The sequence below is a fragment of the Porphyrobacter sp. MBR-155 genome (genome assembly GCF_040547625.1).
In the GTDB taxonomy this organism is placed as follows: domain Bacteria; phylum Pseudomonadota; class Alphaproteobacteria; order Sphingomonadales; family Sphingomonadaceae; genus Erythrobacter.
Window position 1 is genome coordinate 186565 of the sequence record NZ_JBEPQB010000003.1, and the last position, 24934, is coordinate 211498.

Annotated in this window: 21 protein-coding genes and 1 tRNA gene; 10 read left to right on the top strand and 12 right to left on the bottom strand. The window is 57.0% G+C overall.

Annotation, left to right across the window (positions count from 1 at the left end):
- Positions 1-118 precede the first annotated feature (118 nt).
- Both ABIE62_RS04410 and ABIE62_RS04415 read right to left on the bottom strand, forming a co-directional pair.
- Positions 119-1294: an amino acid aminotransferase gene (locus ABIE62_RS04410; protein WP_354324097.1), complete on the bottom strand. Its 1176-nt coding sequence runs from the start codon at positions 1292-1294 to the stop codon at positions 119-121.
- Positions 1295-1353: 59 nt separating this feature from the next.
- A complete protein-coding gene (locus tag ABIE62_RS04415) occupies positions 1354-2175 on the bottom strand; it encodes a DUF1134 domain-containing protein (protein WP_354324099.1) in 822 nt (273 codons plus the stop codon).
- Between the two features lie 277 nt (positions 2176-2452).
- On the opposite strand from ABIE62_RS04415, the gene ABIE62_RS04420 reads away from it, so the two are divergent.
- Positions 2453-2543: transfer RNA gene (locus tag ABIE62_RS04420), tRNA-Ser, on the top strand.
- Here the strand turns inward: ABIE62_RS04420 and ABIE62_RS04425 are convergent.
- The 7 genes from ABIE62_RS04425 to ABIE62_RS04455 all read right to left on the bottom strand — a co-directional run bounded on the left by ABIE62_RS04425 (position 2506) and on the right by ABIE62_RS04455 (position 9758).
- The gene (locus ABIE62_RS04425; RefSeq protein ID WP_354323890.1) at positions 2506-4056 is read right to left on the bottom strand and encodes a recombinase family protein; all 1551 of its coding nucleotides are present in this window, start codon (positions 4054-4056) and stop codon (positions 2506-2508) included. The genes ABIE62_RS04420 and ABIE62_RS04425 overlap by 38 nt on opposite strands.
- A 15-nt stretch (positions 4057-4071) precedes the next feature.
- Positions 4072-4362, bottom strand: a complete 291-nt coding sequence (locus tag ABIE62_RS04430; protein WP_354323891.1) for a hypothetical protein — start codon at positions 4360-4362, stop codon at positions 4072-4074.
- Between the two features lie 268 nt (positions 4363-4630).
- Positions 4631-6184 (bottom strand): type IV secretory system conjugative DNA transfer family protein, encoded by a 1554-nt coding sequence (locus ABIE62_RS04435; RefSeq protein WP_354323893.1) that lies wholly within the window; start codon positions 6182-6184, stop codon positions 4631-4633.
- Positions 6159-6932 (bottom strand): hypothetical protein, encoded by a 774-nt coding sequence (locus ABIE62_RS04440; protein ID WP_354323895.1) that lies wholly within the window; start codon positions 6930-6932, stop codon positions 6159-6161. Before ABIE62_RS04440 ends, ABIE62_RS04435 begins: the two co-directional genes overlap by 26 nt.
- Before the next feature lie 86 nt (positions 6933-7018).
- Positions 7019-7453, bottom strand: a complete 435-nt coding sequence (locus tag ABIE62_RS04445) for a hypothetical protein (protein ID WP_354323896.1) — start codon at positions 7451-7453, stop codon at positions 7019-7021.
- A 326-nt stretch (positions 7454-7779) separates the two neighbouring features.
- Positions 7780-8436 carry a hypothetical protein gene (locus ABIE62_RS04450; protein ID WP_354323897.1) on the bottom strand — a complete coding sequence of 219 codons (657 nt, stop codon included), beginning with the start codon at positions 8434-8436 and terminating at the stop codon, positions 7780-7782.
- Positions 8437-8618: 182 nt separating this feature from the next.
- The gene (locus ABIE62_RS04455; protein ID WP_354323899.1) at positions 8619-9758 is read right to left on the bottom strand and encodes a hypothetical protein; all 1140 of its coding nucleotides are present in this window, start codon (positions 9756-9758) and stop codon (positions 8619-8621) included.
- Positions 9759-10456: 698 nt separating this feature from the next.
- Here ABIE62_RS04455 and ABIE62_RS04460 point away from each other — a divergent pair.
- The 5 genes from ABIE62_RS04460 (at position 10457) to ABIE62_RS04480 (ending at position 19645) form a co-directional block, all read left to right on the top strand.
- Positions 10457-11899 carry a DUF6035 family protein gene (locus ABIE62_RS04460; protein WP_354323901.1) on the top strand — a complete coding sequence of 481 codons (1443 nt, stop codon included), beginning with the start codon at positions 10457-10459 and terminating at the stop codon, positions 11897-11899.
- 100 nt (positions 11900-11999) lie between these two features.
- Complete coding sequence (locus ABIE62_RS04465; protein WP_354323903.1) at positions 12000-14108, top strand: DUF4238 domain-containing protein; 2109 nt, start codon at positions 12000-12002, stop codon at positions 14106-14108.
- 54 nt (positions 14109-14162) lie between these two features.
- On the top strand, positions 14163-15617 hold the full coding sequence (locus ABIE62_RS04470; RefSeq protein WP_354323905.1) for an RES family NAD+ phosphorylase: 1455 nt from the start codon (positions 14163-14165) through the stop codon (positions 15615-15617).
- Between the two features lie 156 nt (positions 15618-15773).
- Positions 15774-18128, top strand: a complete 2355-nt coding sequence (locus ABIE62_RS04475; protein WP_354323907.1) for a phospholipase D-like domain-containing protein — start codon at positions 15774-15776, stop codon at positions 18126-18128.
- A gap of 2 nt (positions 18129-18130) precedes the next feature.
- Positions 18131-19645, top strand: coding sequence for a septum formation inhibitor-activating ATPase (locus ABIE62_RS04480; RefSeq protein ID WP_354323908.1), 1515 nt, complete (start codon positions 18131-18133; stop codon positions 19643-19645).
- Positions 19646-19699: 54 nt separating this feature from the next.
- On the opposite strand, the gene ABIE62_RS04485 is transcribed toward ABIE62_RS04480, so the two are convergent.
- Entirely contained in the window at positions 19700-20698 is a 999-nt protein-coding gene (locus ABIE62_RS04485) for an alpha/beta hydrolase family protein (protein ID WP_354323910.1), read from the bottom strand.
- A 267-nt stretch (positions 20699-20965) separates the two neighbouring features.
- Here ABIE62_RS04485 and ABIE62_RS04490 point away from each other — a divergent pair, with 267 nt between their 5' ends.
- The gene (locus tag ABIE62_RS04490) at positions 20966-21319 is read left to right on the top strand and encodes a hypothetical protein (protein ID WP_354323912.1); all 354 of its coding nucleotides are present in this window, start codon (positions 20966-20968) and stop codon (positions 21317-21319) included.
- Between the two features lie 150 nt (positions 21320-21469).
- Entirely contained in the window at positions 21470-22357 is an 888-nt protein-coding gene (locus ABIE62_RS04495; RefSeq protein WP_354323913.1) for a hypothetical protein, read from the top strand.
- A gap of 1 nt (position 22358) precedes the next feature.
- Here ABIE62_RS04495 and ABIE62_RS04500 read toward each other — a convergent pair whose 3' ends face one another.
- On the bottom strand, positions 22359-22892 hold the full coding sequence (locus ABIE62_RS04500) for a hypothetical protein (protein ID WP_354323914.1): 534 nt from the start codon (positions 22890-22892) through the stop codon (positions 22359-22361).
- Between the two features lie 219 nt (positions 22893-23111).
- Between ABIE62_RS04500 and ABIE62_RS04505 the strand changes: the two genes are divergently transcribed.
- Together ABIE62_RS04505 and ABIE62_RS04510 are read left to right on the top strand one after the other, a co-directional pair.
- Positions 23112-23765, top strand: coding sequence for a recombinase family protein (locus ABIE62_RS04505; RefSeq protein ID WP_354323916.1), 654 nt, complete (start codon positions 23112-23114; stop codon positions 23763-23765).
- A 34-nt stretch (positions 23766-23799) separates the two neighbouring features.
- Complete coding sequence (locus tag ABIE62_RS04510; RefSeq protein ID WP_354323917.1) at positions 23800-24276, top strand: hypothetical protein; 477 nt, start codon at positions 23800-23802, stop codon at positions 24274-24276.
- A gap of 59 nt (positions 24277-24335) precedes the next feature.
- Here the strand turns inward: ABIE62_RS04510 and ABIE62_RS04515 are convergent, their stop codons facing one another.
- A complete protein-coding gene (locus tag ABIE62_RS04515; RefSeq protein WP_354323918.1) occupies positions 24336-24515 on the bottom strand; it encodes a hypothetical protein in 180 nt (59 codons plus the stop codon).
- Between the last annotated feature and the right edge of the window lie 419 nt (positions 24516-24934).

Consider the following 24934-nt stretch of genomic DNA (forward strand, 5'->3'; position numbering starts at 1 on the left):
AAGTAAGATACTGTGCGCAACCGGGGCGATCTGCAAATGATCGCCCCGGTTGCAGCAATTTATCGCTGCACCTGCGATATGCGCGGCACATCACATTCTTAGAGTAAGGCGCTGGCCCTCAACCCGCCACCGCCGCCAATGCGGCGATGAACCGGGGCAGGTTTGCCATCGTCAGGCCAGCGATGTTGATGCGCCCCGATGCGGCCATGTAGATGGCATGATTTTCGCGCAGGGTGGTGACCTCGTCCTTCGTCACTGGCAGCATCGCAAACAGCCCGTTCTGCGCGGCCAGCGGGGTCAGGTCGATCCGCCCTGCCCTGCCAGCTGCTGCCAGCGCATCGCGCACCGCCCGCATCCGCGTGCGCATATCGTCAAGCTCCGCCAGCCACGCCGTGGTCATGCCCGGATCGCTCAGGATGATCCGCACCGCCGCGCCGCCGTGATCGGGCGGCATCGACCAGCAGGCACGCGCCAGCGCATTGGCGTTGGAGAACGCCGTGTCGAGCTCTGCCTGTCCATTGCCAAGGATGTAGAACGCCCCCACGCGGTCGCGATACTGGCCGAAGTTCTTGTCGCAGCTATAGGCGATAAAAGCCTCGGGCACCTTGGCCAGCACCGCGCGCATCCCGGCGGCATCTTCTTCAAGCCCCTGGCCCAGCCCCTGATAGGCCGAATCGATGATCGGGAAGGTGCCTGACGCCGCGAAAGCATCGGCAACCGTGTCCCACTGATCGTGCGTATAATCGATTCCGGTCGGGTTATGGCAGCAGGTGTGCAGCAGCACCGCCCCTTGCGCACCGGCACCATTGATCGCCGCCAGCACCGCATCCAGATTGGCACTGCCATCCGGGTTGGCATGGTCGAATGTGACCAGTTCCAGCCCCAGATCGGCGATGATTTGCGCATGATTTGGCCAGCTCGGTACCCCCAGATGCACGCGTTTCACCCCGGCTTTCTGCGCCAATGCCAGCGCCAGACGCACCGCCCCGGTGCCGCCCGGCGTCTGCATCCCGGCAATCCGCCCGCCCATCGTGGGATCAGCGCCAAAGATGTAAGGCATCAACGCATTAACGAAGCCGGTGTCACCTTCCGGGCCGAGATAGGACTTGCTGTCCTGCGTATCAACCAGCCGTTGTTCCGCCGTCTTGATCGCGGCAAAAACCGGGGTCGTGCCTTGCTCAGTTCGGTAAACGCCGACGCCAAGGTCGATCTTGTGCTCACGCGGATCGGCGGCGTGGAGACGAATGAGGGCGAGCAGCGCGTCGGGCGCCTGTGGGCTGAGTCGGTTGAGCATCATGCTGCGGCCCATGGCGCGCCAGCCCGCGCACCGCAACAGCGTTTGCACCTATCGGATCAGAAAGGCAGCCAGCGCTGTTCCTTAGAGAACTTCATGTAGCCCGCATTGATTCCAAGCCTGAGGCCCGCGCCCACACGGATCGGGATCAGCACCACATCGCCGCGTCGCAGATAGCTGGCATGCATCCCGCCGACGAAATAGGCCTGCCCCTCGCCCGCAGGGAAGCGTTCAAACAGCTCTTCGGAATCATAAAGATTATATACCAGCACAAAGGTGTTGGCAGCATTGGCACCGACATCAAAACCGATGGACGGGCCGGTCCAATAGACCTGCTGCGTGCCTTCAACCTTGTGATGCAGCGTGCCCGAGCCATAACGCGCACCGACAACGAATGCCCCGCCAGCCTCACGACCGACGATGTAGCCATTGGGCTCGCCCTGCTTTTTCAGCAGATCCTCGATCATCCGGGCCAGCCCTTCGGCGCCCTTGCCGAACACGCCTTCGGCGGCGCCAATCAGGTCGTCCTCGCCATAAGTGGCCGAATCGGTTGCGGCTTCCGACGCGGTTGGCACGGTGGCGGCTTGCTCTGCCGCTTGCGGCGCAGCAGCAGGATCGGTGGGCGCGGCGGCGTAATCGCCAAAGTCCCGGTCGAAGGACGGTTCAGCCGGAGCAGTAGGCTGAACGCCAGGCGCGGCAAGATCGGCGTCAATGCCGCCCGCAGGCGCCGCATCCTGCGCCGCATAGGCCTGATCGGGGTCGAATTTCTCAAGCTCCTGCGCCGCCGCCGGAACCATCAGCAAGCAAGCGGCAAGCGCAGCCAAAGCCGGGCCAAGCAGCCGTCGGCAAAGGTCAGGAGTTCGTGCGATCATGGTGATCATCATGCAGCCTTTCACAAGGACGGGTCAGCCCCGGATTGATGCGGTTTGCAGCAGAATCGCTTGTGCGCCCCGCTGCAATCGCTTGTCGCTGGAGCGAATCGGAATCGCGACGAGCCGTGACGAGCTAAGGCGCGAAGGCTGAACCGCTGCCGAACTCGCGGTTCGGCAGGACGCAATCCAGCGCCCGCTTCAAAGGCACAAGGTTTTTCTTTCAAGCCACCTTGCCGCTGGCAGACATGGCGATTATAGCCCCGCCCTCACAGCCTCGCTGTTACCCGGAGACGTGGGTGAGTGGCTGAAACCAGTTCCCTGCTAAGGAACCGTACTCTATCAGGGTACCGAGGGTTCGAATCCCTCCGTCTCCGCCATTTCATTTTTGCAGCCCAAAAAATCCTCTAAAGCCCTGAAAGGGAAGGATATTCTGTTAGTTCGAACACCCTGATTCCAGTCATATTCCAAATGACTGTCCAGAGTGAGTTGCAGCACTATCCTCTTGTCCTCCAGACCTCCTTTTTCCCAAAGATAACAAGGGTTTGATAAAAATTCGAACGCAGTTCGAAAAGTTTCGTCATAGTCTCGTGCGACAGTGCCGCAACGAGCCTGCTTTTCGGCGAGAAGATGCTTTTCACGCTCCAGTTCGGCGATCTTGCGCTCATAAGCGGCAACGACAGCGCCACTCTCGGATTCGACCACCCGATCCAGAAGCCCGTCGATCTTTTTCTCGACCGCGTTGATCTTGAGTTTGAAAGCCGTCTTCGCCTCGCGCATGGAGGCCATGCGTTTGTCCCAGAAGATACGGCATTGCGTGGAGACGAGCGAGAACAGGTTCTGGTTGGGCTTCATGGAACGCAAAAGTTCTTCAAACCCGTCTTCGACCTTGGCGCGGGCAACGGACTTGCCAAACTTCGCACAGCCACGGTGACGGCACACATAATAGGGGTAGGACTTCCTGCATCCCTTGCTCCAGTTCGCGGTGAGCGGATTCCTGCATTCCCCGCACACGACGAAGCCGCGTAACGGAAAATCCTCGTTGATATCGGTACGGGCGGGCGCATAAACCTTGCCCGACAGCCTCTCCTGAATGCGCTGATAGGTTTCCAAGCTAATCAGCGGCTCGTGCTGGCCTTTACGGAACGACACGCCCCAGACCTTGGATTCGATATATCCCGCATAGATCGGACGGGTCAGGATACGGTGGGCTTGCTCGTTGGTGAGAATGCCGTGGCGCGTGAGCCGTGCGCCGGGGCTGTTCTCAATGTGGCGTTTGACATCCGCCTTTGTGTTCAGTCGTCCATCAGCAAAGCCCTCCAAGGCTTCACGGATGGCGGAGGCCATCGGCTCGTCGGGGACGAGGATCGAACCGCCAGCAGGGCTTTTCTGATAGACATAGCCAAGCGGCGCATAAAACACCCAGAAGCCGTTGAGCATACGGGCGCGCATACGGTTTTTGGCTTGCTCGCCGTTCTTCTGGCGCTGGTGTTGCGACACCGAGGCCAGCAGATGCTCAACAAGCGTGCTGTCGGAATCCTCGCCGAACTCGATAGAGGGCGATTCCAGAACGCCGCCCGCCTTGTTGATCTCGGTGCGGAGCTTCAAATGGGCTTCGAGGCCACGCGCAAGGCGCGAAATGTCGTCGATGATGACGACCATGCCGTCGCGCCGATGCTTGCGCACAAAGGCGAGCATGGCGGTGATTCCCGGACGGCCCAGCATCGAGCCGGACATGTCGTCGGTAAAGACCTTGACGATCCGATACCCCTTATAGGCCGCATATTCGCGGCAACGGGTTTCCTGACTGTCCAGCCCGCTCCCTTCGCGGGACTGTTTCTTGGTGGAGACGCGGGCGTAAATGACCGCCTGTTTTTCTGTTGTCATTTTCATCGGTAAACCTTGCCCTTATGGGCCGTTGGGTGCGTTGCTCGCGCCCCCGTCACCGGGGTCAATGCTCTCGTCGCTTTGGAACAAACCAAGAATAGCATCATCCCGACCGTTTTGGAAATGCCTGTTTGCCCTCGCCGAGAGGGAAAGTTGCACGGGATGAAGACCGAAGGACTGATCCACGAACGATGCAACGATATTTCCGACAATGCGGATAAGTTCATCCTTATCCGCATCGCTCATGTCGATATCCGCGATGCATTCACGACATTGCTCGAATTCCTCTGGTGTAAACAGTGACACCCGCATGTCCCCTTCCCGCCGCTTCACGCAGCAGTTGATTCAACCAAGACGCGGGGATTGAGATATGCCGATTGCTGACTGTCTCTGGGGGAAACCTCACGTTCCTCCCGCGCCGACCGCAGCAATCCTCACTATCAAGATTTCAGTTTACCGCAGGGAGTTGGGGAAATGCAAACTTTTGAAAATATTGAATATTAGAAGATTCTGATAACAATGAGCGGGATAGCCCGTTTGCGCGCCCATATCGAAGTTAAGAATTCCCGAGGTTCGGCGGTCAGAACCCGCCTTGGTGAAGCTCGCGCACATCGCCAATCTGCGCTTTCCACGGATCGACTGCATAAAATGGCAGGCGGTCGCACACGACCAGTTGCGGCAGGCCCGCAACCTTGATGATTTGCCGTCCCGCGCCGATGCCGCGAATATCCTCCGCTTGCAGAACGGGACGGCGGCTCTCGCCGCGATTGATTCCGGCGCTTTCAACCGCACCACCGCCGATATTCTGCCCGCGAGTGACAATGGTGCGATTGCCCGACCACCGCTCCACATCACGCATCATGGACGGGTCTTCGATCCCCGTCATATTGAGGATCGAGGCCTGATCCTCAATCTCCTTCACCGCATCCTGTGACCAACGCCCCTCCATCGAGAAGCGGCCTTGCGCGAAGAACCAGAGTTGGATGCCCTTGCCGCGATAGAGGCGCAGTGCCTTCAAAATCGCGGGCGCTGGTGGAAGCTGCGGGAATTCATCGAGCAGGAAGCAGGTCCGCACGCCGCCCCGCTCGCGGGCTATCGCCTCGATGGCGTAATTGACGATCAGGCTGACCCACGGGGCAGCAACCCCGAGCTTATCGGACGGGGTGATGAGATAGACGGTGCAAGGCTCATGTTTCAGTCGCCCGAAGTCAAAATCATGCGCGGAAGTGGCACGATCCAGTGTCTTCCCGACCTCAAAGGCCGCAAGGGCTTCGATGGCGTCCGACCTGTAGGCCTCGAATTGCTTGGGCGCATCGGCATAGGTCGCGCCCATTGCGGCGGCCTTGCGGGCGATGCCCTCAATGCCGCAACTCGCCATCATCTGAAACTCGCGCTCCAGCTCGTCATTGCCTGCGTTCACGAACTTCCACAAACCGCCGAGCGTGCAATTCGCGGGATCGAAATGCGCCGCATATTCGGCGCGGATCGAGATAAGTCGCACCGAGCCTTTGCCGACCCAGCTATCCCCTTCACGCGGGTTCATTGGGCGGATGGTTTGGGCAATCTCGTCCGCCTGCGTGTCGATTTCGCCGCCATCTACAACAATATCGATCAGCACTTGCAGCGGATTGATGCGGGTATTGGGGAGGCCCAGAAGGTTGAACGGATTGAGGTAGATGCAAGGGGAGCCAAGCCCGTCCCCGCGATGCTCGCGGGACGCAAAGCAGTTCTCGCCATCCTTCACGTCCACGACGATCAGGCTGCGATCACGGACATGGGCGAGATTGGGTAGAACCAGATCTCGCCCTTTGCCCGACCCTGTGCGGGCATAGGTCAGGAGATGACCGTCGCCGCTGAAAAACAGCATCCGCCCTTGCTGCGCACCAAGAAACAAGCCGCTGGTCTCAAGGAGACCGGCGGCTTTCAGATCATCGAGACTGGCAAGACGCCCATCGCCGAGCTGCCCGGAGGGCGCGGCAATGTTCATCAGATATTGCTGCCATGCGGCCCGCTCGCGGGCTTCCTCTTCGCGCTGCGCCCGATCCATCTCCCGCGTCATGGAAAACAGACGCGGGAGGAACGCTGCCATCTGTTCGATCCGCATGGGATTATTCGCCTCCCTCGCTTTGCGCATCGCGGCTGATCTCAGGAAGGTCGGGAAAGCTGATCGGTGCCATCCTGTCGATATCGGCCTGAACCGCGCTTGGCGGAGGCAATCCCGTGTCCCAGCCCTCGACCGAGACGGTGACGCCATTCTGGACCGCAGAGGTCAGTTCCTGTTGAAGCTGACCGCCCACTTGGTCGGCATAGGCGAGCGCATCATCACCGCCGCCCGGTTCGATGACATTGGCAACCCGACCCCACAGGCGCGCCAGATTGATGACCAGCGCATCGGTGCCCTGCTGCTGGCGGGCGATTTCGGTGCGCTGATGCACATAGTCCTGCTGGAGCTGCGCCGTGGTCTGCGCATAAATTCGGGTACGATCATAGGCGGCCTGATAATTGGTCAGGATGCCTTGGGCCGCTGCGCGATATTGCTCTTGCTGCTGCGCAACGCTCACCTTGACCTCTTCGGCCCAATCGAGAAACGCAGCCTGCGTTTCCAGATCATGCGCCTTGATTTCCGCCGCATAGCGCCCGCCATATGAGCCAGTGATGGTCGAAGGACGATAATCGGGCGGCGCGAACATCTCCGCGCCATAAAGCGCAGCGCCGCACAGGATGATGCCGAAGAACATGCCCGCGCCAGCGGAAATCCGCTTCTTCTGTGGCGGCATGACTATCTGAAACGGCTGGCCCGCCGCTTGTGGCGGAAGGGTCGCCATCCCGCCTTGCTGGGGCGCTTCGCCCCCATAGTCTATGGAATATTGGGTATTGCTCATGGCAAAAGCTCCTGTCTGGTGGTTCTCACCAGACAGGAGCCGGATTTAGGGTGACAGCGTGGGGGAAAGCCCACGCTACCCATCATTCATGCGATGACCCGCGCCGCGACCGTGGGGTAACGGATCGCCAGCGCCAGATAAAGCAGTTCCAGTCGCGGCAGGGTGCGCTTTTGCGGCGCTTGTCTGGGCTGATACACCGCGAATCTCAGGAAACCGCCAAGCCACGAGTTGCTTGGGTCTTCGTCGGTTCGCAAGATCGTATCGACGCAGATTTCAAGCTGGTCGATCCTGCGCCCACTGGCATCGAGGACAATGCCATCGAATTCCCAGACGATATCGGACAGCAGATCGGCAAAACCACGACGGCTGCATGGCAGCAGCGCACGATAGGCTATCGCCAGTCGATATATGGCTGCTTTGGTCAGCAGCTTTTGGGGTGGAGGAAGGCGGACGATCCCCTCAAGGTCGTTATCGTTCGCGGCGAGCGCGTGAAGCGTTTCGGGAGACAGCCAGTCCGTCACGTTCGTCCCTCCCTTTGCCAAGGGCAGGCAACGCAACGCGACCAGTATTTCCACGCCCAATGGGCGCAAGAAGGGATGTTCCCGCAAGCCGGAAGGTCATTGTCATTCTGTGTCGGATAAACCCGCCGATCAGCGGTCAACACTCCGCGCCGAAGGGCGCGTCCATCACGCATAGCCATCGCTTCACTCCCGTATCACCCGCGAAAAGCGGGGTCGTGAGACGCTTCACCCGTTGAAGCGTCTGAGCGAGGGATGGCCACCTCTCAAGCCTGATATGGAGAAGCTTGCCTGATTCGGCAACCAAGAACGATACTCAAACATCTTTTTTAGTTCTTAAGGCCTCGACGACCCATCGCGCTTGAAGCACGGAAAATCTCATCTCTGCGGAAATAGTCGCGCTCGAGAAACTCGCTTGTCACGTCGGAAGCGCTTTTGACGCGCAACCCTTCTGGCAGCTCGTTGTTTCGCGTCCAATTTTGGAGAGCTTGATAGGCGCGATGGTCCGCATCCTTAAGGATAGGCATCGTCAGTTGCTCTGCATCCACCCATTCTCCCCAAACTTCACGTAAGAATGGGACGATCTCATCCTTCCGAGGAACGTATTTTCGCTCAGGCAGAGGCGGTGTGTGATCTAGGCGTGCGCGATCAAAATGCGATTTGAGGAACTTCCCCAGCTCCTCAACCAATGCGTCATCGAACAAAGGGCTACCGCTGGCGTTCGCCGCGATCTCCTGCATGAATCCTATAAAATCTTCTTCTCTCCCAAATTGCATCTCGGTCTTTTTTGGTTCGGGTTGCTCTTTTCTCCTCCGCAGATTTTCGCCTCTGAGGATCGCCAGATGCCGTTCGGCCTTTTGGCGGTCAAAGGGTTCAAGCCCGGTTGCATGCTGCACGATCTGTTTGGGCTCACTGGGCTTGACGCCGAATACCCTGGCACGAACCTTTTCAGCCTTGGACAGCTCTCGCCGTTCACCCTTGCTCATTGGTTGGCCCCAAAACGAAAATCACATTTCGAAGTTCGTACAATGTTCTTATGCAAAATGCAAGCATTTTCGCCGTGTGCGTGATGCAGCGCTACGGGCAGGGTGCTTTCTATACGAGCTTGTGGTGACAAGAATGCGGGGCGCTGTCCCCAGCGCCCCGCATGTCCATTTCTCCACTCCGTTCAGGCTTTTCGGGGTCGCCCAACCCGTCTTTGCGGGCTTGGAGCGTCGAGCGGACTTGGCTGACTGCCTCCGCCGCCCGACCCCCTGTGCGTGACCATCACGAACCCGAGCAGGATTCCGCCAAGCGGGATCAGCTCGATACACGCGCCAATCGCAATCGCCGCGATGGTCGCTTCGGGATAGAGCGCGAGATAGGCCATGTTCGACACGACAGGCATGGTCGGGATCGGCTCTTCTTTGAGGGCTGCGATATCATCCAGCCCTTCGGTCAGTTCCTCTGCCATGCCGTCGAAATTATGCGTGATCGCAGCGGCAGCGGACGGCGGCAGTCCCGCCGCGAGCCAGTCCTTGCGCATCGCGCTTGCTACCGCCTGCATGGCTTCGACAGGGAGCGCGTCGTTCACTTCCCGCGTCAGCCGCGTGAAATTCTCGCCTTTCTTGCGCACGGCGACAAGCTTCTCGTGGCGCTCCATGTCGCTGTCGATCACGCGCCGCGTGTCGATCAGCAGACGGTCGATCCTGAAGAAAAGCCGTTCCAGCTTTGCACGGCTCGCGAAGATCGCGGCCCGCGCATTGGCGCACCCTTCGCTGATATTGGTGAGCGCCGTCGCGACTTGGCCCACGTTGCCGCCTTCGCCGCTATAGACGCCCGTGCCGACCTCCTGCACGCTCATATTGGCAGCGGAACTTTCGCAATCATTCATCACCGACGAACGGTTGATCAGCGACGCGGCGGCACGCTGGCGTGCCTGCGTTGCTTCGGTCTGGGCGGTCAGGGTCGCTTCCATGTGCGCGACTTCGCCCGAAGCAGAGGCGAGAACGGAAGAAGACGCGATCCCGAGCATGAGCGCGACCGCGAGATAGGCCGCCACGAAAATCCCCATCACCTGATTGCGATTTGCTCGCGGCAGCGTCGGGATGTGCGTGAGGGCGATGTAGGAGCCGTATGAAAGCCCCGCCGCAATCGCAACCGCCGACATGACCGTCTCCAGCCATGTCAGCAAGGTCATCTCGCCCGTCGGAGCAACGAGGTCTGATATCCAGACCCCCGTGAAGATGCCCGAGAGCACATGGAACAGGATGTTGAGGATCAGGATTTTCCCGACCATCGCGGCAGTCAGTTCATTGGTCTTCGGCATAGCGCCCTCCTTCTAGGGAGAGCTTTGCGGGCTATTTGCATGAAGTTTGGGGGGAAGAGCGGCTGATATTTGCCGTGACGCATCATATTGCGGCTGTAGGGTTATGGCGGGACCGATAGGCAAATTCCGTTGCGATCCGTTTCGATATGGCGCGTTTCGGTATATAGGCGTGTGGCGAGGGCTGAGCCTCCCAAGGCTGGTTTTGGGCCAGTTTTATGCGTTAGCACGTTCCGCAAGATGTGCGTTTGTATTACAAAATCCTGCGCCTGCGGCTCCGGTTTTGCCAAACGCTCATCTTGGCAAGGGGAACCCGCTGCGCGTTCCCCGTTGCATCCCCTCCGGCTATATGGCGCTCCCCGATCACTCATCCGGCCTGACAACGGGTCAGACAGGATCAGTGCCATTTCGCGCCATCGGGGAGCCTTCGGCGCTCCCCGACAGGCATACGAGCGTATGCCTTCCCCCATCGACAAGGGGCGTGCCTGACCCCTTTGAACCCAGCCTCTCCCGAGGGGCCAACCCTCACGCGGATTGGATGTGCGCCACGGTTTCGCCCGTGGAGCCGACCAAGGGGCATTTCGCTGCCCCTCTGGACACCCTTGCGACAACCGAGCGCCGGTTGGGGCGATTCACAGGAAATCGTGCAAGCCATATGTTCGAGTATTGTTCTAGCGCCAATCTGCGATAGCATCGGCGGCATGGATACGTTTACGCCGCCCCCTATCGATCCACTGAGCCAAGCGAAATGCGTGGCTGACCCTGCCATCAAGGAGGTGATTGACCTTGATACGGGGCAAGTTCTGGGTTCGGCGGAATTCATTGAAAGATATCGCAACGCCGAGTTGATCGAAACTCGCGTCGAAATCCGCAGCCGCATGAGCGGGGATGAACCAAGAGTCATCTGCGCGATTTGCGAAGTTCCGGTCCATATTATTTTGCGCACGGATCGCAGCGCATTCCACTTCCGCCACAAGGAGGAAGATGGCTCATGCCCTGCGCAGACCCGCTCGCCTTTGAGCGAAGAGCAAATCCGGGCGCGGAAATATCACGGCCTCAGGGAAAGCGAACCGCACAAGAGGATTAAGGCGCTGGTGCTGCGCAGCGTCGATGCGGACCCTGAGTTTCGCAACACAGTGCCGGAACAGAAGTGGGAGAGTCGGGACGACCCCAAGCGATATCGGCGACCGGATGTGCAATCGGAGAACGATAGCGGAAAATTCGCGTTCGAAATCCAGTTATCGACCACCTTCCTCGGCGTCGTCGTTGGTCGCCGCGACTTCTATCGTGATGAAGGCGCATTGCTGGTGTGGGTCATGGGAAACTTCGATCCCGCTTATCGCCTGATGACGACCGATGACCTACTCTTCTCGAACAAATCCAACATTGTTGTCGTTGACGAGGAAACGACCGCGCTGTCCGAAAACACGCGCCAATTCCATGTTCGATGCCATTTCCGAAAACCCGTGCGCAACGGTGATGAAATATCGGACATCTGGACGAGCGAAGTCGTCCAATTTGCGGAATTGCATCAGGATCGGGCGCGGCAGCAGGCATATTTTTTCGATTACGACGCGGCCTACGATACGCTGGTTTCCGCGATAGCCGCAGAGCGCCAAGCCGCGCTGGATGCGGAAATTGTAGAAGATGCCGATGCGCTTTTTGAATTTTGGAAAATTCACGGACATCGGTTTCGGCACACGGCGGAAAATCGGGCGTATTGGCAGGATATTCGGGAGCGTTTTGAAAAATGGGAATTCGATTTACCCGAATGGCCTGACAACGACCTTGAATTCGAAGCCATGCTCAGTGTCATTTACAGCGTCCGCGAGGGAAAGCCTGTCGGATACAAGTTTTCCAGTCTGATTCAGGTCGCGCATCAGGTTGCCGAAAGCCATCCCCGATTGCTGGTCGCGTTCGGGCACGCCGTAAATATCTACGAACGGGCCAAGCTACTCAAAGAGCAGGACACCAAGGGCAAATGGAATGACAAGCTTATCGGCAAGAACGGTGCCGAAGGTATTTCCGCCAGAATGAAGCGGCGCGATGAAGCTCTCGCTCCGAACCCTGAGCTTTTACCGCTCCTTACCTTTCTTTTTCCCAAAGTCGGGGCAAAGGTCAGGGCTTATATCGAAAAATCTTAGTGCGACTGGCTACGCCTTTCTGTCAATGTGATGACTTACTCGTCACGGAACGCCGAGAAGGCTATATTTCATACCTGAATTTCCAATATTGAGAACGAATTTGTCTACAGGACCCAACCAACATTATTTACCTCGCTTCCTTCAGAAGCCTTTTGGCATTCGCCCAAAGCGTAAGGAGATTTGGGTCTTTGCGCGTGATTCTGTTCCTGAGCAGAAACGGCTCAAAGAGGTGGGAGCGTCAGACTATTTTTACGCCGACCCTGCCGCCGAAGGGGAGCGCACGCTCGATGATGAGATCACAGATATAGAAACACCCGTTTCCAGAATTCTGTCTGATATGCGCTCTCAGTCCGTTGGGTTCGTCATAGATTCAACGAAGGCCGCCGAGATCGTGAATCACCTTGTGCCTCGCACTGCCCATGTCCGAGTGAACATGGAGCGCGGTTTGCGAATGATGGCGGATGGTGTGCAAACCATTCTGAATGATGACGAGCGCCTTCAGTCGCTCATGGGATTAGATGAAGACGCACCAAATGATGTTTTTCGGCAGAACCTTGCCGACAAGCTGAACGAGATCGAAGGTCTCGAAAATCTGGGTCTGCCAACAGAGCTGATCCAGCGCCTTGCGTTCTTCATGGCGAAAGAGAACTTCACCACACTGGTGGCTGATTTTCTGCCCATGATGCGCAGTGCTTTTGCCACTTGGCTTCAGGCATCGGGGAGCCTTGTACGCGAAAGTCACAACAAGGCGCTGGCGCAAATTTCCAGCTCGAAACCTCGGCTCAAGCTTTTCGAAGAGTTGAGCTGGACCATTGTGGCAGCCCCTCACCAAGGCGCGATTTTGCCTGATTGCGCAGCACTAGCAATTGATCGAGCGGGGCATTCCACTCCTGCAATGTTTGCGGATTGGGGTGATCTTGCTGCGATTGTTCTGCCGATTTCCCCCGAAAAGCTCTTGGTTGGAGCCTCTGCGGAATTTGATGTTACGTCGTTGCCAGACTTCAATGAGGCGGCGGCGAGATGCAGTCATGACTTCTTTCTCGCCCCAACGACGAATGAGTACCTTGAGCAGTTGCACAAGTGTCTGGGCGAACGGTCAACACAGCTCGTTGACGAAGCCGTTAGCGGCGCGATGGAACCCTATCTGGCGCTCGTGCCCAAGCCGAGAGACGGGGGTAAGCCGCTCTTTCCGTCAGACCTCATTCGGCAAACCGAACAGGCATGGCAGTATGAATTATCGCTGATCGGCTGTGGTGACGCTGAGAACGTGCAGGAGCTATCAAACGCAATCCAAGGGATTGTCACCTCTCTTGCGCAGGCCCTTCCGTTGCATCGTTTGGATGGCATCACTGTCGCGACAGATTATCGTGAAGCCATTGCCACGTTGGACCGAGGATATGAGGGAGCTTCGCCCGCGGAAACCGCCCCCGAGGAAATCGGTCAGGGCATCGCCCGAACGATGACGGTCAAAAGGGGCGCGGTTTGGAAGCAGCGGGTTATCCTCGATTCCGGACCTGCCTTTGCGTTGCTGTCTGATGAAAGCGGCGATGTCGAATGGGGACTGTACATCCTTGTCAGGCAGCTCGCGGAAGTTGCGATCTCGGAAATGATCGAGCGCCATTTGCCTGATGTCTGGATGAAGCCGATCAATGATCCGCTCCATGGCTTTTTGTACCCAAGTGCACATCCCGCCATATTCGGATATCTGGGGTCGCACATCAGCGCGGGGTTTGGCGACCCTCCGCATCATACTGACGTCAAACGCGAGCTACTCATCACCGCCTTGGGCGAAATGAGATCGGCAGGCTTAGCAGCTAGACTTGACTACCGTCACCACGGTGACATGGATCGCCTTCTCGGGGTCGTCATGCCACGCATTTCCTACGTGCTGCAATTCGCCGCCGATCTGCTGGGGCATTGCGCGGCGAGCGGCGCTGATCCCTTCGATGCGGATGGTGAATTGGCGGCTGCGCTTGCCGAAGCTGGCTTGCAACATTGGTTTCCGATCTATCGGGATCGGCTGGAGCGGTTGCGCATGCGCATGGGGCTATGGGAATCCTTCGATGAATTTCTGGCTCTGGACGTCCATGTTGAGCGGCTGATGTGGCAGTTGGGAATGCTGCCGTGGGAAGGTCCAGAGGGGATGCGCGTAGAGGTGCCGCTCGGAACAGACATTGCGGCACTGTTGGCTGCGGAAGATGGCGCGTAGCTTGCACTTCATCAGCCTTGACAGTGCAATCAAACACAACAGATCATTCCCATCATGGATGATGAAGATGACCAGAAATATGTCTGCCACCTCTGCGTCAAAGAGGATTACCTCAGCGACCTGATCTACAAAGAGGCGAGTGAAGAAGCGTGCCATTATTGCGGGCAGTTTGAAGCTGCCATCCCGATTGGCGAACTTGCAGGTCATGTTGAAGGTGCGTTTGAGCGCCACTTTTACCGCACATCGGATCAGCCGACTGGACTGGAATATTCCCTCTTGGCGGACAAAGAATCCAGCTATGAGTGGGATCGACACGGCGAACCCGTTCTTTGGGCTATCGCCGAGGCAGCCGAAATTGAGGAGGAGATCGCGCAGGACCTGCTTGATATCCTCCAAGAGCAATATTCCGATTTCGACAGCGCAGCGATGGGCGAGGAAACCGAGTTCGATTCAGACAGCCGCTACGAGTGGAAGCGCCCCGATGATATCGAGTTTCAAATGGACTGGAAGGTTATCGAGGACTCGCTGAGGAATCGGTCCCGCTATTTCAATCGGACGGCGGAAGAGTTCTTTGACCGCCTCTTTGGCAATCTCGACCGCCTTGTCACCAAGGAAGACGTTCCTGTCATTGTTGTCGCGGGGCCTGATTGCGAGACGAAATCCTACTTTCGTTCTCGTGTGTTTCACAACACCGCAGACTTGGAAAAGGCATTGGCTCGCCCCGATCTGGAGTTGGGGCCTCCGCCGCCACGGTTTGCCCGAGCAGGCCGAATGAATGCGCAGGGTATCTCGGTATTCTATGGCGCTGGTGATGCTGAAACGGCGATGGCTGAAGTGCGTCCGCCAGTCGGAAGCAGAGTGCTGGTGGGGCGCTTTGATCTCCTGAAGCAGGTCCGCCTGGTCGATATACAAGCGTTGCGCGATCTCTATATCGAAGGCAGCTATTTCGATCCCGCGTATCTGAAGCAGCTCGAACTTGCCAAATTCCTTGGTGGCCTAAGCGCGAAGATGACCATGCCCGTCATGCCTGACGATGAGCCGACCGAATATCTGATAACCCAGATGATTGCAGATTATCTTTCCCGCACCCCCAAGCCGGGGCTGGACGGAATGCTTTTCCCATCGGTTCAGAAAAGGGGCGACCGAGCCAATGTCGTGCTCTTCAACCACGCATCAAAGGTCGCCCAATGGGAAATGCCCGACGGCACGCGGATTGATGCTTCAACCTATGACATGGATGAGGACGGCGGCGAGTTCAGCTATCACGTCTCGGAGATTGTGCCTCTCGCTGAGGGCGAGGACGAAAACCCCCGTACGGGCTTTGACGACCTAGACAACCTAATCCTAAAACCGGTCATTTTCGATGATGGACCTGCGGATATGCGGGCGGATACGCTTTCACTCGATCCAAAGTCACTCCACGTCCACCACATCGACAGCGTTAGTTTCGGCACGACTGACTATGAGGTCACTCGCTATCGAAGAGAGAGCGGGAAATTGCCTTTCTGAACGCGCTTTCTTTCTTGGTTTCGTGCATTGCGACCGCCGCATGAATGTGCGGTAATGTTCTGGTCGTAAATCAATTCTTCGGTTCCACGAAGTATTGGCGGGAAGCATGATTTTTGCGCGGGAAGGCGCGGCGCGAGGGGGAGCGCAATACGGGGAATGCAGCCGCTTGATCTCATAAGTGCCGCGCCGTGGCAGCGCGCCGTTTTCACCACCTACGCCCTCAGTCTCTCCTTCTTCGAAGCCGTGGTCCTTGATCGGCTGGTCCGTGGCGGTGGGCGGAACGCCCTCATTCTAGCTGATCCCGAAGGCATACGGGCGGCCTTGAGCGAACAAGGCGCCCGTCGTGCGGGTCGTGATTATGAACTTGAGCCTGTTGCCAGCACGACAGGCGTATTTCATCCCAAGCTGACCCTGCTCTTTGGCGAGGGTGACGCCCATATGCTCGTCAGTTCAGGCAATCTGACCTTTGGCGGCTGGGGCATGAATCTCGAGACAGTCGATCACCTCCATCCGAGCTTTGCCGCTGAAACATTCGATGACGCCGCCGACCTGTTCGACTCGCTCGCCATCGCGGACACGATCCGCACGGGAGTTGCCGACCAGTTTGAACCTATCGCGGCCCAGCTTCGCTTGTCGGCCCGAGGCGCACCGCGAAATGGCAGCTATCGCCTGCTTCACAGCGTAGGCGTCTCAATCGCCGAGCAACTGGCGCAATTTGCCGACGATCTTGGCGGCGCAACCCGCGTCACCATCGTTTCTCCCTATTTCGACAAGACAGGCAGTGCCGTTTCTCGCCTGTCCACATTGCTGAATTGCGAGGATGTACGTTTGCACGTCCACCCCGAACCCAAGGGCGCGGTCAGGGGGACGATGGGCACGAACTGGCCGGAGGCGCTCTCCGCCCGCGCCGTGTGCGTCGATACCCCGTTTGATGACGGCTCACGGGCACTCCATGCCAAATGCATCGAGATTCTGTGCAGGCGCGGGCGGCTGCTCGTATCGGGAAGCGCAAATGCCACCAATGCGGCACTTTTTGTCGGGAATGTCGAAGCCTCGCTCGTGCGCATCCAGCGCAACGTCACGGTTGGGTGGAAGGCAAAGGCCGCGAACAAACCTACCGCTTACCCCTTGGCTGAGACAGAAGACGCAGATGATGCGGAGAGCCGGAAAGGTATTCTTCGCGCCATACTTGAGGGTGATCGCGTTGTCGGCGAAGTTATTGTCCCACGCTTGCATGGTGCAGCCAGCTTAAGCGTTGCCACGACCGCCGGATATATCGACCTTGGCAAAATCGACATCGACAGCGCCGGACGGTTCGAGGCGGCAGCTCCCGACTTGGAAATGCAAAGCTGGGGTGGCGGCAGGATGGTGCTGCGCATCGAGCAGAACGATCATGTTGCCGAGGGTTTTGTATCTATCGCAGCGGCAGCCAAGATTATCCAGAAGGCGGGCGCGATGGCACCCCGCCTTCTTGCTATGCTGTCGGGCACGGAAACGCCTGAAGATGTCGCCGCCATCCTGACATGGTTCAAGGAAGATCCCGCTCGCATCGTATCCGCCATGCCCCGTGGCGGACAGGGCGGCGGAAAAGCCGAGCGCGAACCGATTTGGGTCTCGATAGAGGAGTTGCGTGCCGCCGGCGAATTTCATGCATCTGGACCAGCTTCGTCGGGTGCAAACGAGCCTGCATGGCAGCGGGCACTATGGCTGGTGCGATCCGCCTTCACCGAACCTCGCGGGCCGTGGAAATCAGGAACGGGTGAAGACGATCAGGCCGAGGATGAGGAAGATTCTGAGGGCGAGGACGAACGGCTGAAACGCCTTCAGCGGGAAGACAATGCCAAGCACCGCGCCATGAACGCGCTGGACGATCTTCTCGAAGAAATGCTCGCCGAAAGGCACAACGGTATCCACGCCGCATCGGCATTCGCGCTTGCGCACTATCTCGCGGATCGTATCCGGCCCGCGCCTTCGGTCGTCTATGGCTGGCTGGCCCGCATTCTAGGTGCATTTGCACACAACGAACTGCCGATGGATGCGCCCGTCGCAACCGCTGGCATTCTCCTTCGCGCAAGCGACGGACTGGACCGTGCCGCCGAACGGGCACGGACATTCCTGCTGCGCGTAAAGATTGATCCGATGGGGTTCGAGCCAGACGATCAGGCCATTCCGGGGTTCGTGGAGATTCTGTCGCCATCGTGGGATGCCGAGCAATTCATGGGGAAAGTCCGCGCTGCCCGTACACCGGGCGAGGAAGTGCGGGCATATCTTGACGCAGCGGAAAACGGTGAACCTCTCCCGTCGCTCCCCACCCTCCAGAATAGCCCGTATTGGCAGCAGTTGGCTGCGGCGTTCACAAACAGCGAGGCGCGTTCCCGCTTTCGCATCTTGGATAAAGCCCAGAAAGCGTGTCCCAAATGTAATTTGGTCTTGCCGACAGGTCGCTATCAAGACCTGCGATTGACGGGCGTGACGCACCATTGCGGCATCATATTGTGCAGGGAGCTATAGGGATGGCATCGCTCGAAGAACTCCTTGCTGTCGCAGCCAATGCATCTGCCCCCTCAATTGTAGATGAGAGCGGCGTGCAGGTCGGCGGCGTCGATCCGCTAGGGCTGCGCCAGATCAACTTCGACCTGATGGACAAGGTGCTACCGGGTCTGAACAATGTGGCGAGCCGCCTGCGCCCGTTTGTCCTCATGACATGGGCGTGGCGTCGGGTCAGGACCATCATTGAGCGGGATAAGCTCGGCGGGGCAACCGACGAGCAGATGCGTGATTTCGTGGACCGGATCGAGGCGATCTATTCATGGTCCCAATTTCTTCTCGACACAGATGCGGGAAGTCCGGGCGGTCAGGCGCTCGCCGATCTCATCTATGGCGAAAAGGAAACCTATCGCTTCGGCGGCAAGAAATGGGAGCAGCGCAGGAATCTGCGACGGACATCGACAGGCCTCATCTCGCCGCTGAACTATGGCCCCGGCCTGCGCAGCATGGGCTGGCTGATTCCCGCAGGTCCGGCAGGCGTGTTTCAGCCCAATCCGCTTATGGATTCTATGCTGGATGCCTTTGAAGAGAATTTCGCTGACGAACTGGACCATCCCGCCTTCAACAAGCTGGGAAGCGTCGAGGTCGGACGCGATGATGTGCGCCGATGGGGCGAGCTGTGGGAATTGTCCGATCTTACCGAAGCCGAGCAGTTGGCGGGTTTTGAACGGCTGGCAGGGCCGCACGCTGACCCCATGCGCCGCGAGGGCATGACCATGCTGGAGGCTGCCGTCGAGTTTCTGGACGATGATGAACCAGAGACCAGCGCCCTTCGCGCATTGATGGCATCGCCGCCTAAAGAGTGGTTGGACATCGCCGACCTTCACCCCCGAGCTGATGCATGGCGAAGACTCCAGATACGCCAGCTTTTTCGCCTGTCGCTCGAAGCAATGTTCTATTGGATTATACGCGAACTCGCGGACCGTCCGGTGGGTACGGAGGAACTTGCGCGGCGCTTCGCCAATCAGGCTGAACTGGAGGCCGTTGAAACGGCGCAAGAATGGTTGAACGAGGAAGTCGAGGGCAATGCCGTCGAGCAGCTCGATCAACTCGACGAAGCTTTGAATTCTCAGGACTGGCAGGGCGACATACCCGTGCAGATCGCCAGCGGTCTGCATTTCTGCCTGACTGCTGGTCGGAATGAGAAATGGGATAAATCTGAGGCGTTTGATCGTCTGCCCGTGTCCCGCGCCTTGGAAGAGGCGAACGAATGGCAAATGCTATCGCTTCGGGACTTCATCGGCAAATTTATCGAAGTCTGGATTATCGCGCAGCACGCCTATTGGTGCGTCGGGCGTGGCCTTGCTGATGCGCGTGGTCGCGGAAAGACACTTCTGCGCTTGCGGATCGTGATGGACGAAGGTGGATGGACCTTGACGCCGGGAGCGCAAGCACGGGGCGCGCCAGTCCCTACACCTGATCGGCTGCAAACGGCGATTAGTCTGCTACAAGAATGCGGACGAATCGCCGATTTAGGTTAGCTGCCAGTTCAAGGTTTCGGAGAGAGACTGTTGAACGGAGCAAGGCGCAAGGCATCACTGATTTACCAGCAAGTCAAAGACATACTCCGGCTCTTTTTCATGGCCCCCTTCAAATATTGTCAAACGAGCGCCTTTAAAGGATTTTCTGTAGAAAATCTTTCGATCCTCTATGGCGCCAAAATCTCCAATAGGTCTTTCAGTTTCATACAGGCTTAACTTGTCCTCATCCGAAACGATATCCTCCGTTGATCCTCCACTATCTTCGACTATTTTGTTGAAGAAGTTGATTGATTGAGAGATTGGCACACTGCCATTCTGGTGAATCCCATCATACGAGCCAGCATAAATGTCTAAATGAGAATTATCGAGCCGCTTGACTGGTGTGTCCCAATATATTGGCGAGCGTTTTTTTGCAGCCTGAACATCTAGCCTGCCGTCATGGGATTTTGTACAAAATTCTATGTCTTTATAATATTGCTTTTGTTTTCTTACTTTTGTCTGATGATACCACTCGCCTAAGTCCGAAAATGGAATCCACGCAACAAATTTAGAAATATTATACTTTCTGATTTTCATGTATGCGCAAAGGGTAGTGTAGCCACCTCCACTGGCACCAGTTATATAAATCTTGCGAGGGTCGATTTTTGAGTTCTTTATGGCGTATCCTATCGCGTCCTCTATATCGGATATCACAAAATCACTACAGCAAGACTTGGGGTTATTCATTCTTCCTCTTATGTCCGGGTGTATGTATGCGACTTCATGCTTGATAGCCTGTTCGGCAATATTATCTTTTTGAGCGTAGTCGCCGCCCCAAGTGTGCAGGCTAACGATCAATGGCACTGGTTTATCGGTTTTCGGCGAATGGAAGTATGCTGGTTGCTGGCTTCCATCTAGGCTCGAATTGACATTTACCATGACCAGACCATCGGGAACGATGGTATCATGGTCAGGTTCATCAAATTTGTCGCATGAAACGAAGAAATATGCAGCACATATGGTGAAAAATACGGCAATAGGAACCCGAATCTGTTTCAAAAAAGTATGTACCATCAGATGATAATATTTAGCATTTATAAAATAAAATTCCCATTTAATTAAATTAAAAATCACATTTTTGCGATGTCATATTGCTTCACCTTCCAAGCGTGAACGAACAGGTGTTGCTGAATCCCGGCAATTATTGAATGGATTGGGCAATCGCCGCATATAGCAGGGAATCCGATTTCATTTCGCGGTGAAGTGCAAGAAATCCATAATTGTATAAAATTTTATGTAAATTAAACGGTCGCTTTACGAATAATCTTTATATTATTTCTCATGTTAGAGAAAATTAATAAAGAAAAGGCTGTTAGGATTCTTCAAGGAGTTCCGCACGGAGAGGTACGCGATGCGGTACTTTTCATGATTAAGGATCATAATGACCGTGTTGGTATGTTGGATAGACGCGCCAACCGACTACGGCAATCCATTGAAACCTTAAATCTGCACAATCAGCGCCTCCAGCAAGAGATATTCTGGCTGGGCCAGTATGCCCTCGATCAATGGGCGAAAACAGACAATGTGGGTTACGCGTCCTTCATCAGATCAAAGATCGACGACGAGTTGGATTACATCATTCCGGGCGAATTGAGGCCTGACGACATTGAGAAATTGAACGGGGGAGAAGATTGACAGACATTTCTGATGCGACAGTTACGTATGATCGCTTGCTTCAAGCAATGGTGGGTATGCGGTTGGCGCTCAACCCCAATGCAATTCCGATAGTGACCAGCCCGATTTTTCGGAATGCTTCACCTGAACTGAATATCGGAGGCTTGGTTCATGACAATTAATCTCAAAGCCGCTTTCCGCGATACCCATGCGTTTATCGAAGACGCGGAACCTGACATGGATACACGCGTCGCAACGCCGCCCAGCGCATCCGCGCAGGATTTCGCCTTTGGCAAATCCGTCTGGGAAGTTGTCGATGGCAACCCTGACGGAGCTTCCGTTTCGGGCGTTGCAGGCATCAGCCTGATCGGCGACGACGAAGCTGATGCGCGTGGACGCAAGAAGGACGACGACAGGGACGGGTTCGGCTGGGATGATCTCGCCGACCTGCAAAGAGAGCAACGTGAAGCACGGGAGCGCGCCATTATAGAGAATGGTCGCATCACAATGTACGGCATGACCGTTGCCGAAGAGGATATGGATGAGGCCATCAGCCAGACATTGAACAACTTTGATGCCGACGCCGCCAAGTTCGGCCTCGAAGGCAAGGACAAGGCCGACTACCACTATTGGTTGCTTGTATACCAAAACGCGCCCGATGGCTCGCCGCAAAAAGCGCAAGCATTGGAGCAGATGGGTGCGATCAACGAGGGGATGACCGTGCATATTCTGTCTGAGGCCGACAGAATTGGTCGGGCGCGCACATCAGCGCCAAGCCTGACCGAGGCATCCGACGCCACTATCGCAAACATCGAAGACATCAGCGTTCGAGGCGACGCCCTTGTAGCAAGCGGCTATGACGAGCAAACTGCGCAGGAACTTGCTAGCACAAATCTATCAGGCGGGACTGATTCAATGGCATTTCTCGACGGCGAACGCGCAGGGCCGGTGATTTCAGCGGCATACAATTCGAGTGCTTCTGGCGAACAACAGTTTGCACAGACGCCTGCCCCTGCCGAACCTATGCGGCAATCAAATTTCGAGGTAGGATTGGGGTAGGTTAGCGAATGTCAAGCGCAGCCAGTTCACGGGGGAAGCGTCGCGCATATGCTTCTCGGCCCATACGAACGACCTCGGGGCGAACCATGGCCACATTGGCACCGCCAATATTCGCGCCATCGCCTTCAAATTGAGGAAGGCCACGCGCATAAATCTGGAAATTAGCGTCTTCCGCATAACCGTTGAGGTCGGGTCCGACGATGAAAGCCAAGGGAATCCCTTGGCCGCGCAAATCTTGCGCCGCTGCATACGCCTGACGCTGAAGCTCAACATTTCCGCCCCATACGACCACCGCGATCTTGTCACTTGATGCAATGGCAGCTCTGGATTGGACAAACCGCGCTTCTCTGCCGCGATCATCAAAGGTTTGCCATGTGACAGGCGTTGCCTGAATATTGGCGTTGGCTGCCGCAGGCTGGGCCTGCATGGTCTGGGCGATGCCAGAGGCTGGTATAAAGGCGGTTGCCGCCGCGCCGATGCCGAGCGCAATCGGGGCCGCATATTTGCCGAAAATTCCTTTTGTCAGTGCGGACATGTCCTCCACGCCCTCCTTTGCTGTCAATCTGCGCCGACAATAAGGTCCGATTCTGTCAAGCATGGCGGAAGGCAGGATGGAGGTGATCTTCGAGAGATTCGGTTTTTGTTGAAATTATCCAGAAAAAAGAATAAGTTGTTTGTCGGTTGAGGCGCTTGAAATGCGCCACATATTGTAACCTGACCGCGCCGCGATTGACCGAAACAAAAACGGACGTTTTTGGCAGTCGAAGGCCTGAATTTACCCTTTGAAAGAACACCGCTTTTCATGGCGCGTATCGGCTATGCCCGTGTCAGCACGGAAGAACAGAATCTCGATTTGCAATTATTCGCGCTGACAAATGCGGGATGCGACCGCGTTTTCTCCGATCACGGTGTCTCCGCCTTGGCAAAGCGGCGGCGGGGTTTCGATCAGGCGCTAAAGACGCTCCGGTCCGGCGATACCTTCGTCATCTGGAAAATGGACAGGGCGTTTCGATCATTACGCCATGCGCTCGAAGTGTTCGATCACTTCGAGGCCGAGGGCATCGAATTCCATGTCCTGACCGAAGGCATCGACACGACAACCCCGATGGGGAAATGTTTTTACCAGATCAGGAATGCTTTTGCCGAACTGGAACGCAATCTCATCTCCGAGCGCACCAAGGCGGGCTTGCAGGAAGCACGGCGGCGCGGGACACGGCTGGGGCGTCCTCGCGCACTGAGCCGTCGCCAGATTGCGGATGCACGGCAGCGCCACTCTCGGGGCGAGACAATGGCGCAGATCGCAGCCCGTTCGGGGGTGTCGGAGCGCACCATGTATCGCGCAATGGGAACGGCGCGCAGCGCATCGCCAGCGGCGCAGCATTTCAGGGAAAGTGCCGCAAATCTGTAAGGGCCGCGCATTTTACGCCGAGGGGGGAAGAGACGTGAATCGATCCGAATATGTGAAAAGCGTTTTCGTGGCGCTGGCTCTGATCGCAATTCCATTCTTCTTCGACGCGCTCCGTCTCCAACACTTTCCGGCCCCTGCCTCGGCAGGAGGGGAAATCGTCGAGCCAACGGGATTGTTCATCGCATTGTGGCGGTTCGCAGTGCGTCAATCATGGTGGATTTGGCTTATCAGTTCCGCTTCGGGGTATATATCCTTCTGCTGGGCAAGTTCGCAGCGTTTCAAAACGGTAGGCCTCAATTCGAACCTTCCGTGGCTCCCAATTCTGTTGGTGGCATTTCTCGCGCTGGCTCAGAGTATAAGTGGTGGCGCCGAAAGCGCCTATGTCGAAGCCGGAAACCGTATGATTGAGAAGGAGGTACAAAGCCCCGGTTTGCAGGCTCGGATGTTGCTCATCGCCTCATACGCCGTCATCTTCTCGCTCGCCGCCTTCTCGAAGGAGATCGAAGCGTAGAATGTCGTCGCCAGCCTCACCGGCAGCAAGCGGAGGAACGTCTGATCGCCCCATGTCGGTCAGCGCGGCGCGATTTTGCGCCGTGCCAACTCGTTACCGATCATGCGGATGGCGTATGAGGCATCGTTGAACGCCTTGCGACAGGGTGCTGTGGCTTGGTGACGCAACGCTCGGGCGAACAGGTCGCGGAGTTGGACGTCGGTTTTCTTGGTCAGGTTTTCACGGGTCGGTTTGAACATCGTCTCCTCCTTTTTTCGCGCCCCGGCATGGGCCGCGTGTCACGAGAAGCCGAATCCGTAGTGTCAGAGGTGATGCATTCCGCCGCGTCGTGGGGGAAGCAAAGGGAATCCGTATGCAGGCTTTAGGCCTTGCATCATGTCCGTCTGGCACATCCGGTAGGTTGATGGAGAACGGCGCGCCCTGACGGGCGCTTCGGAAATATGGAGGGGAGATAATCGAAGCTGTCCCCGCCGGACATCTTCAAAGAAAATCGCCTCTCACGAGGATAAATGTTTGCCCTTGGGGTTTGCCGTTGCCTTACGGCCCGCGCTCTATTCGCTGGGGCTCACGGAGCCTGTAGTCTCCGCCGTTCGGTGACGATCACTAACGGATAAAGGCTGGGGCACTGCCCCCAGCGCGCTTCGGATCACGTTCCGCC